We start from the raw sequence: 9,596 nt of genomic DNA, 5'->3' as shown, positions 1-9,596 counted from the left end.
GCCGAGCTGGTCCCTGCAGAGTGCGATCAGCGTCTCCGGCGCGACCTCGGCGCCGGGGCGCGGCTCGATCACCGCGGTCACCGCCTCGCCCCAGTCCGGATGCGGCACGCCGATCACCGCGGCGTCGAGCACGTCCGGATGCGACAGCAGCGCGCGCTCGACCTCGGCGGGGAAGACGTTGAAGCCGCCCGAAATGATCATGTCGGATTTCCGGTCGACCAGCGTCACGTAACCCTCGGCGTCGGCGATGCCGATGTCGCCTGTCAGGTACCAGCCGTCGCGGAAGGCCGCCTGCGTGGCCTCGGCGTTGCCCTCGTAGCCGGGTGTCACGCCCCAGCTGCGCACGGCGACCTCGCCCCGCGTGCCGGGCGGCAGGGGGGTGCCGTCCGCGCCGACGACGCGCACCCGGCGCAGGATCGAGGGCCGGCCGATGGAGGCCATGCGCGCGCGCCCGGCCTCGTCCGCCTCCGGGGCATGATCCTCCGGCGGCAGAAAGGAGATCGGGCCGAGCGCCTCCGCCTGCCCGTAGAAATTGCTCATCACCGGGCCGAAGGCGGCCACCGCCTCGCGCAGCTTCTCTCCGGCCATCGGTGCGGCGGCGTAGACGAAACGGTGCAGGCTCGAATAGTCGTGCCGCCCGAGCGCCGGCTCGGCGAGCATCCGGTAGATCAGCGTCGGCGGCAGGAACAGGATCTGCGCCCGCTCCGCCTCGATCGCGGCGAGGATCTCGCCCGGCGCGGGACCGTCCATCAGGATGTGCGTGCCGCCTGTCACGGTCAGCGCGAAGATGAAGGTGCCCGCGAAATGCGTCATCGGCGCGACGACGAGGTTGCGGACGGGGCCGTGCACCTCCAGCGCGTGCAGCATGTCCATCGAGGCGACGAGGTTCGTCAGATGCGTGTGGCGCACGGACTTCGAGCGGCCCGTCGTGCCGCTCGTGGCGTAAAGCGTCCAGAGGTCCTGCGGGTCGTGCGGCACGTCGGACGCCGTGGTGCCCGCCGGCGCCATCCAGTCGGAGAGGGCGGGCGCGCCGTCCGTCGCGCGGTCGAGGCAGACGGCGAGGGCGAGCTCCGGGCAGGCGCGGCGCACCTCGGCCACCTCGGCCGCGAAGGCGGAGTGAAAGACGATCGCGCGAATGCCGGCGTCGTGCAGGATCTGTGCGTTCTGCGCGACCGCGTTGCGGACGTTGACCGGGACCATCACCGCCCCTGCACGGAAGAGGCCGAACATCGCCTCCAGCCCGCGCCAGTCGTTGGGCATGTAGACGCCGACGCGCATGCCGGGCGCGATCCCGTCGCGGTGCAGCGCTGCGGCGATCCGGTGCGTGGCGTCCCGGCTCTCGGCGTAGCTGCGCGCGACCGGGCCCTGCCGGACGAACGTGCGCTCCGGGTCGAGCTCCGCCGCGCGGTCGAAGAAGTCGATGAGCCGCATGCGCGCTATCCCATTGTCCGGGGCAGGGTGGTCGCGATCGCCGGGACGGCGAGCAGAAGCGCGAGCACCGCCATCTCGATCGCGATGAAGGGCAGCACCCCCCTGAAAAGCCCGGCCGTGGTGACCTGCCGCTCCGCAGCCGCGAGCACCGCGTAAAGGTTGAGCCCCACCGGCGGCGTGATCGCCGCGATCTCGATCAGCTTGACGATGATCACCGCGAACCAGATCGGGTCCATCCCGAGGGTCTGCGAGATCGGATAGAGGAACGGAACCGCGATCACCAGGAGCGAGACCGAATCGAGGAACATCCCCAGGAGAAGGAAAAGTGCGACCGTCATCGCGAGGAAGCCCGCGACTCCGAGTTCGGTCGAGACCACGAGCGCGCGCAGGTCGCCGATGAAACCGCTGATCGAAAGGAAACGGCTGAAGATCAGGCCACCGATGATCACGAGGAAGATCATCGCCGTGATCCGCGCCGATTCGATCAGCCCGTCCCAGAGCTGCCCGCCGTCGATGCGCCGCATCGCCAGCGCGATCGTCAGCGCGCCGGCCGCGCCGATCGCCCCCGCGGCCGAGGGCGGGAAAAGCCCCGAGTAGATGCCGCCGATGACGAGGATCATCAGGAGCAGCACGCTCCAGACCTTGCCGAGTGCGCGGATACGCCCCGGCCACGAGACGTGCTCCGTGATCGGCGGCGCCCAATGCGGACGAAAGTGCAGGAAGACCCGGATACCGGCCATGTAGCTCACGGCCGTCAGGATACCGGGCAGGATGCCCGCGATCAGCAGCGCGCCCACCGGCTCGCCGGTGAGCAGCGCATAGAGCACCATCGCGATGGACGGCGGGATCAGCCCGGCGAGCGTGCCCGCCGCCGCGATACAGCCCGCCGAGACGCCGGGATCGTAGCGGAAGCGCAGCATCTCGGGCAGCGCCATCCGGGTGAAGACGCTGGAGGCGACGACGGTCGAGCCGGAGGCCGCGGCGAAACCCGCCTGCGCCACGATGGTCGCCATGAAAAGCCCGCCGCGCACGCGGCTGAGCATGGCCTGCGCGGCGCCGTAGAGGTCGCCGATGATCCCGGCGCGCCCGGCGATCGCGCCCATGAGAACGAACATCGGGACCACCACGAAGGTGTAGTCGCTCGCCAGCGTGTAGGGCGCGCTCTTGAAGGTGGTCAGAACGAAGGTCGCGCCGACGCTGAAATAGAGCCCCGCGGCAGCGACGCCGGCCAGCGCGAAGCCCACCGGCACGCCGATGGCGAGCATCGTCAGAAGGACCGCGAAGGCGAGGCCGCCCTGCTCGAGCCCGCTCATGCGTCCTCCGCACCGTGCAGCAGGCGGCGGAGCGTCTGCAGCAGAAAGACCCCGATGGTGATGACCGCGCCCAGGGCACAGGCGACCTTCGCGGGCCAGATCGGATAACCCAGCGTCGCGGCGGAGCTCTCGCGGATGGCGACGCTCTCGGCGGCGAGGTCGATCGCGCCGTAGGCGATCAGGCCGAAGACCAGCATCCCCGTGGCCTGGCTCGCCCACCAGCTCAGCCGCAGAAGCGGCCGCGGCAGGTAGGGCAGGAAGAGATCGACCTGGATATGGGCGTGCGCGCGCTGCACCAGCGGCCAGGCGAGGAAGATCGCCGTCGCGGCGAGCGTGCCCGACATGTCAACCTTGAAGGGCAGGAACACGCCGAACACTTCGCCCGAGACGATATCGGCCGCGCCGACCAGCATCACCACGAAGAGCGTCACGCCGCAGACCCCGATCGCCGCCCGTTCGATCAGGGTCGCGCCCGCGCCCGGCGTCAGCCGGGCGCGGAGAGCGGACGCGCCGTCGTGGCGCGCCCGATTATCGTCGTCGCCCATCACTCCTCGAAGCTTTTCGCCGCCTCGCGCTGCATCTCGACGATGGGGGCGATGGCCTCGGCCATGCCGGCCTCGTCCATGTCCTCCTCCCAGACGGCGATCATGTCGGGCGACTGCGCCACGAAATCGGCCATGTCGGCGAGCTCGACGATCTCGCCGCCGGCGTCGCGGAAGGTCTGGACCGCCTCCGCCTCGGCGTCCTTCACCCAGTCCAGATCACGCGCCATGGCGTCCTCGGCGACCTCGGTCATCAGGGTGCGCACGCTTTCCGGCCAGGACGCCCAGCGGTCCGCCGGCGCGTAGAGCTGGAAGGTGGTGAAGGTGCCGGTGTTGATGTCCGAGAGATAAGGCGCGACCGCCTCCAGCGAGAAGAACGGCACCCATTCGATCGGGCCGAAGTTGCAGTCGAGCGTGCCGCGCTGAAGGCCCTCGCGGATTTCCGGGGCCTGCACGCGCGTCGGCACCATGCCGTAGCTCTCCATCCAGATCGGCACGTAGGCGCCCCCGACCGCGCGCACGCGCAGCCCCTCGAGGTCCGCCGTCTCTTCGATCGGCGTGTTGCAGAGCAGGCGATAGGGCGAGGTCACCGTCCACTTGATCGGATGCAGGTTGAGCGCGTCGAGTTCCGCCTGCGTGGGCTCGGCCGCGTAGACCTGTCCGGCGAGTTCATGCGCCGTGGCGGCATCCGCGGAGACGCGGTTCAGCAGCCCCGCCGCGACCGAGGCAAGCGGCATGTCGGAGGCGTGAACCGCCTGCGCGAAGACGCCCAGATCGACGGCGCCCGAGGCGACGAGATCCTTGACCTCCAGCAGCCCGCCGAGCTGCCCGGACCAGAAAAGCTCGATCTTCACGGCGCCGTCCGAGCGGCGCTCGACCTCCTCTGCCCACCACTTGTCCCACTGCGCGGCCGGCCAGCTTTCCGGTAGCGGATGCGCCATGCGCAGCGTAACGTCCGGATAATCCTGCGCTGCGACCTGATGCGCCGCGAGCGCCACGGCGGCGACGCCCGCCGTGCGGATGAATGAAATCAGCATTGTCTCCTCCCCGTTCTTGCGTCGGGAACTCCTCCTCCCGCGGCCGTCGCGCCCCGTGGAGCCTCCCTTGACCTAACGATCGTTTGGTGAGCGTATATGTCAAGACCAATATGCGCCGAAGCGTCGCACCAGCCGGGTCGCGCGCGGCCCGGCAGATCGCGGGGCGGGCGGCACAAGCGCCTGCGCGGCGCGTGGTCGAGGTCGATGCACGCGTCCTGCGTGGCGCCATTGCGGGGGTCGGTCCGGTCAGCGGCATCGCCGTGCGGCCGATGCAGCGCGCGATCGGGCCGCGGGCTAACCTGTGTCAGCACCCCCGCGGCGCGCCTCGCGTAAAAGACCATGAGCGTTCGACGGTTCCGGCCTGCACCTCACGGCCGACGACGGCCGGCACCGGCGGCTCTGCCAGCATCGTGGAGGACCCGCATGACCATGCGCTCGACCAGATCGACGGTGACCTTTTCCGCGGCTTTCGTGCTGCCGGGGTACCCCGACGAACTGCCGGCCGGCGACTACGACCTCGTCGTCGAGGAAGAGCTTCTCCAGGGGCTCAGCTTCGAGGCGTGGCGTCGCACGGCGACTCACCTGACGGTGCACGGCAGGGGCCGTCACGCGGGGCGAACCGAAATGCGGGCGATCACCGAGCGCGACCTGGCCGAGGCGCTGCGCCGGGATCGGGCCGCGGCCCTGAACGACACTCACAGCGAGGCGGCGCTTTCCCCGCAGGAGGACGTGAAATGACAACTCCCGATTGGCTGAAACCCGGCATCTACGGCGCCGTGATGGGCGCGGTTTTCGTCGGCGTCGTCGGCTTCACCTGGGGCGGCTGGGTGACCGGCGGCACCGCGACCGACAGGGCGATGGCGATGTCGCACGACGAGGTCGTCGCCTCCATGGTGCCGGTCTGCCTCGACATGGCGCGATCGGACCCTGCGCGGGCCGACAAGCTTGCGACGATCCGGGCGGCCGCCAGCTATCGCCAGCGCTCCGCGCTGATGGACGCCGGCTGGGCGACGGTGCCGGGACGCGACGCCCCGGACCGCGATATCGCGCAAGCCTGCCTCGCGGCGCTCGACCCGTGAGGACCTGACGCGAGGCGGCGCGGCGCATCGGCCGTCTTGCCGGGAACCGACAGCACGTCCGATCTGCCCGAACGGGGGCTCTTGCGGATCTGGCCGGTGGCAGACCCGGCCAGAGACGCTTCGGCCGCCGACCGGCTCGCCTGCGCCGCGCGCCCCGATGTCGTCGCGACACGGACGGTTCATGCAGCCCGCGGCCCGCATGCCGCCACAGGAAACAGGAACGCCCCGATGTCCCTCACGACCAAGTCGATCGCCGTGTTTGCACGGCCCTTCAGCCTTCCGGGATTCGACGAGACGCTTCCCGCCGGTGACTACGAGATCGAGACCGAACTCAGCGCGCCCCCCGGTCACCTCGACCCGGGCAGCTGGAAAGCTTCCGTCTTCGTGAAGCTGCACACCCGGGCATCCCATCCCGGCCTGACACGCGTCCTGACGGTCTCGCTGACCGATCTCGATCACGCGCGCGCGAGGGACAAGATCTCGGGCAGGGAACTGGCGGATGTCTTCCTCGAGGACATGCTCAGCGACCCGCTCGTGCTGAGCGTCATGCAGGCCGACGGCGTGAGCGTGGCCCAGCTTCGAAGCATGTATCCCGCTTCGCCGGCGTCCCGTCCCGGAGAGGAGGCGCCGGGTCGGACGCCCCCTGCCGGCCCCCTGCAGGACGATCCCTCGATCTGCGCCGCAGAGAACGAAGGCATGCCGGTCACGTCCTGAGACGTGACCGCGCCGAACCCGTCGCGCCGGCAGCCGCATGCGCCGTGTGCCGGCCCATCAAACGAAATCGCGAGAGGAGCTCTTGATGCCGTCGGATGAAAATGGCTCCACGGAGCGTGGACCGTGGAAAAGCAAGCCGACCCGTGCGCCTCCGGAGGTCGACGAGATTCTGCGGCGCGGGCGGCAGCGGCTGAGCGGTTTGGTCCCGGGCGGCGCGCCACCGGTGAAACGCGTTCTGCTCGGGGCCGTTGTCGCGGTTCTGGCGGTCGGCGCATGGTCGTCCTATTACACGGTGCCGAGCGACTCCGTCTCGATCGTCCAGCGTTTCGGGAAGTTCTCGGCCGAGGTTCCCCCGGGACTGCATTTCAAGATCCCCTTCGGGGTCGACTCGACCACGCTGGTGCCGGTCAAGCGCCAGCTGAAACAGGAATTCGGTTTCACGACGCCTGGCGCCACCGACCCCTACCAGAGCCCCACAAACGGCCGTCTCGAGACAGAAATGGTGACCGGCGACCTGAACGCCGCGCTCGTGGAATGGGTGGTGCAGTACCGGATTTCCGAGCCGCGCAAGTTCCTTTTCGAGGTCCGCGAGCCGAGTGCGACCCTGCGTTACGTCTCGGAGTCCGTCATGCGCGAGGTTGTCGGCGACCGCACGGTCGACGAGGTGATCACCGTCGGCCGTCAGGAGATCGAGATCGACGCCCTGCGGAAGATGCAGGAACTGACCACGAAATACGCGATGGGCATCAGCATCGATCAGGTGCAGTTGAAGAACATCAACCCGCCCCGGCCGGTTCAGGCCTCGTTCAACGAGGTCAACCAGGCCCAGCAGGAAAAGGAACGGATCATCAACGAGGCGCGCCGTGCCTACAACCGGGTCATCCCGCTCGCCGAAGGCGAGAAGGATCAGCGCATCCGCGAGGCCGACGGCTACCGCCTGAGGCGGATCAACGAGGCCGAGGGCGACGCGGCCCGCTTCACCGCGCTCCTGACGGAATACCGCCAGGCCCCCGAGGTGACGCAGCGCCGGATCTACATCGAGACCCTGCAGGATGTTCTGCCGGCCATCGGCTCCAAGATCATCGTCGACGGGTCCACGGCAAGCATCCTGCCGCTGCTGAACCTCGATCGACAGCCGGGAGGGCAACAATGAAGACGATTCCGCTCATTGCCGCGGGGATCGCGGTCGCCGGCGTGGTGACAGCCTCCTCGGCCGTCTACACCGTGGGCGAGGTCGAGCAGGCCATCATAACCCAGTTCGGCAGGCCCGTGGGCGCGCCGATCACCGAAGCGGGCCTCAAGGTGAAGCTGCCCTTCGTTCAGCAGGTCAACCGGATCGACCGCCGGGTCCTCGAATGGGACGGCTCGCCCTCGGACATGCCGACCAAGGACAAGCTCTACATCTCCGTCGATCTCTTCGCGCGCTGGCAGATCACCGATCCCCTGCAATACTTCCTGCGCCTGCGCGACGAGCGCAGCGCCCAGTCGCGCCTCGACGACATCCTCGGCAGCGAGACTCGCAACGCCGTGGCCAAGCACGAACTCATCGAGATCATCCGGACGACGAAGGACCGGACGCCGCTGCGCGACAATCTCCTGACCGACCAGGAGCTCGCGCAGGACATCGGGGCGCTGGTGCCCATCACCAAGGGCCGCGCGCTGGTCGAGGAGCAGATCTTCGAGGCGGCGGCGGAAAAGGTGCGCGTCTTCGGGATCGAGCTTCTCGATATCCGCTTCAAGCGCATCAACTACAATGAAAGCGTGCGGCCCAAGATCTACGATCGCATGATCTCGGAGCGGCGTCAGATCGCCGAGAGGTTCCTGTCCGAAGGCAACGGCGAAGCGGCGCGCATTCAGGGCGACAGGGTGCGGGACCTGAACAAGATCCAGTCCGAAGCCTATCGCGCCGTCGAGGAAATCCGCGGCGATGCCGATGCCGCCGCGGCGGACATCTATGCCGACGCCTACAATGTCGATGACGTTTCCGTGGATTTCTACGGCTTCACCCGGACCATGCAGGCCTATGGCGACATGATTTCCGACGACACGACGCTCGTCCTTACCACCGACAGCGAGCTGTTCCGGTTCCTGCGCGGGATGCAGGCGGAGCCGGAGGCGTCTCGCGATCCCGCCGAGGACCCCGAGGGCGGCGGCGACGTGGCGGCGATCCTGCCGGAGCGGCCGGGACCACGGCTGGCGTCGCCCGGCGCGGCGCGCAACGATACCGATGCACTTGAATAGACCGCTGCGTCAGCCTGGTCATCGGCGATGAAGGACGTTCCGGAAACCGAACGCGGGGACGAGGCGGCCGGCACCCCCGTGGACGGGCAGTCGGGCCTCGGCTCGGGGCGCAGCGAGAAACTGTTCGCCCTCGGCCTGTTCCACGTCATCGAACGGCTGCTACTGGTGGTTATCGTGGCCATGACACTGGTCGCGGTCGTCTTCGAAATTCTCGCGATCTATCGGCTCGGGACCGTGCTGCTGGCCGACATTCTGCTGATGTTCCTGTATCTGGAGGTGATCGGAATGGTCTCGGTCTATTATGCCCGGCACAATTCCGTCTTCGTCTACCCGATCTTCATCGCGATCACGGCGGTGGGTCGACTGGTCGTTCTGCAGGGCAAGGAGATGGCGCCGGCCAACATACTCATCGAGTCGGCTGCCATTCTGCTCCTGTCGCTGTCCGCGCTCGTCATCATCTGGGCGACAAGACGGCAGGACCTCTGACGCGCCTGAGCGCGTCGTCCATCCGAAGCCGTGGCGCGGTGTGGTTTCACATACCGGGGGGCTGATCGCGGACAGGGCAGGGGCGGCGGCCACGATCGCGGTCGGACGCCCCCACCGCGGCGAGGTTGCGTCGGGCGCGGGACGCCCGATGACGACGGGCAAGGCCGCCCGTCAGCCGCCCGCGACGGCCGGGTGAGGGCGCGCAGACCGATCAACCGGCACAGGCTCCATGGGCCGCGCGTCGTCCTCGCCGTAGCGGTCGATCGTCTCGGCCAGTGGCCTTTCACCTTGCGGTCAGGAACAGGCCGAAACGGCCGTCGGCGCTAGAGGGCGCCGAAACGGCAGGCCCGGCGAAGGCGCGCGGGGCAGAGCCTGAATCTCGGGAGGGAAAGAGGCCGATGACCGGCCCCTCCCTTATCTGAAGCGCGACATGGCGTTGTTGAACGCCCCGGAGATGCTGTCCCACGCCCGGTCGAAGCCCGCCTTCATGTCGGTCCAGGCGTCATCGCTGGCCTCGCGCATCTCCTTCAGCTTCGCCTCGGCCTCGTCGCGCTGCTTGCGCGCCTCGTCGAGCTGCTTCTGGTACTCGATCCTGGCGTCCGCGTCGGCCTCTTCGACCTTCGCCTTCATCTTGTCGATTTCGGCGTTCCATTCGTCGATCTTCGCCTTGGCCTTCTCGATATACTGTTCGCGGTCGGACATGGTGCGGTCTCCTTGGTCTGCAGACGTGTGCGTTTGCGATGCCTACAGGTA

11 protein-coding genes are annotated in these 9,596 nt (G+C 68.5%); 6 read left to right on the top strand and 5 right to left on the bottom strand.

What is annotated here, in order from left to right; translation table 11 throughout:
* From ACESL7_RS08960 to dctP, 4 genes are all read right to left on the bottom strand, one after another.
* Nucleotides 1-1,431: AMP-binding protein (locus ACESL7_RS08960; protein ID WP_372892978.1), on the bottom strand; the 1,431-nt coding region annotated here is incomplete at its 3' end.
* 5 nt (nt 1,432-1,436) lie between these two features.
* The gene (locus ACESL7_RS08955; protein WP_372892977.1) at nt 1,437-2,744 is read right to left on the bottom strand and encodes a TRAP transporter large permease; all 1,308 of its coding nucleotides are present in this window, start codon (nt 2,742-2,744) and stop codon (nt 1,437-1,439) included.
* Nucleotides 2,741-3,289 (bottom strand): TRAP transporter small permease, encoded by a 549-nt coding sequence (locus ACESL7_RS08950; protein ID WP_372892976.1) that lies wholly within the window; start codon nt 3,287-3,289, stop codon nt 2,741-2,743. The genes ACESL7_RS08955 and ACESL7_RS08950 overlap by 4 nt, the downstream gene beginning before the upstream one ends.
* Complete coding sequence (dctP, locus tag ACESL7_RS08945; protein ID WP_372892975.1) at nt 3,289-4,323, bottom strand: TRAP transporter substrate-binding protein DctP; 1,035 nt, start codon at nt 4,321-4,323, stop codon at nt 3,289-3,291. The genes ACESL7_RS08950 and dctP overlap by 1 nt, the downstream gene beginning before the upstream one ends.
* A gap of 423 nt (nt 4,324-4,746) precedes the next feature.
* Between dctP and ACESL7_RS08940 the strand changes: the two genes are divergently transcribed.
* The 6 genes from ACESL7_RS08940 to ACESL7_RS08915 all read left to right on the top strand — a co-directional run bounded on the left by ACESL7_RS08940 (nt 4,747) and on the right by ACESL7_RS08915 (nt 8,843).
* Nucleotides 4,747-5,061 carry a hypothetical protein gene (locus tag ACESL7_RS08940; protein ID WP_372892974.1) on the top strand — a complete coding sequence of 105 codons (315 nt, stop codon included), beginning with the start codon at nt 4,747-4,749 and terminating at the stop codon, nt 5,059-5,061.
* Nucleotides 5,058-5,402 carry a hypothetical protein gene (locus ACESL7_RS08935; protein ID WP_372892973.1) on the top strand — a complete coding sequence of 115 codons (345 nt, stop codon included), beginning with the start codon at nt 5,058-5,060 and terminating at the stop codon, nt 5,400-5,402. Before ACESL7_RS08940 ends, ACESL7_RS08935 begins: the two co-directional genes overlap by 4 nt.
* A gap of 228 nt (nt 5,403-5,630) precedes the next feature.
* Entirely contained in the window at nt 5,631-6,116 is a 486-nt protein-coding gene (locus ACESL7_RS08930) for a hypothetical protein (protein WP_372892972.1), read from the top strand.
* An 85-nt stretch (nt 6,117-6,201) separates the two neighbouring features.
* Nucleotides 6,202-7,269, top strand: a complete 1,068-nt coding sequence (gene hflK, locus ACESL7_RS08925) for an FtsH protease activity modulator HflK (protein WP_372892971.1) — start codon at nt 6,202-6,204, stop codon at nt 7,267-7,269.
* Nucleotides 7,266-8,357, top strand: a complete 1,092-nt coding sequence (hflC, locus tag ACESL7_RS08920) for a protease modulator HflC (RefSeq protein ID WP_372892970.1) — start codon at nt 7,266-7,268, stop codon at nt 8,355-8,357. The genes hflK and hflC overlap by 4 nt, the downstream gene beginning before the upstream one ends.
* 27 nt (nt 8,358-8,384) lie before the next feature.
* Nucleotides 8,385-8,843, top strand: coding sequence for a phosphate-starvation-inducible PsiE family protein (locus ACESL7_RS08915; protein WP_372892969.1), 459 nt, complete (start codon nt 8,385-8,387; stop codon nt 8,841-8,843).
* A gap of 414 nt (nt 8,844-9,257) precedes the next feature.
* Here ACESL7_RS08915 and ACESL7_RS08910 read toward each other — a convergent pair whose 3' ends face one another.
* Complete coding sequence (locus ACESL7_RS08910; RefSeq protein ID WP_372892968.1) at nt 9,258-9,545, bottom strand: sll1863 family stress response protein; 288 nt, start codon at nt 9,543-9,545, stop codon at nt 9,258-9,260.
* Nucleotides 9,546-9,596: the final 51 nt, after the last annotated feature.

It is taken from the genome of Rhodosalinus sp., assembly GCF_041685465.1.
Classification (GTDB): domain Bacteria; phylum Pseudomonadota; class Alphaproteobacteria; order Rhodobacterales; family Rhodobacteraceae; genus Rhodosalinus.
Note: the sequence above shows the minus strand (reverse complement) of the source record. Positions and strands in the feature narration are given on the sequence as shown.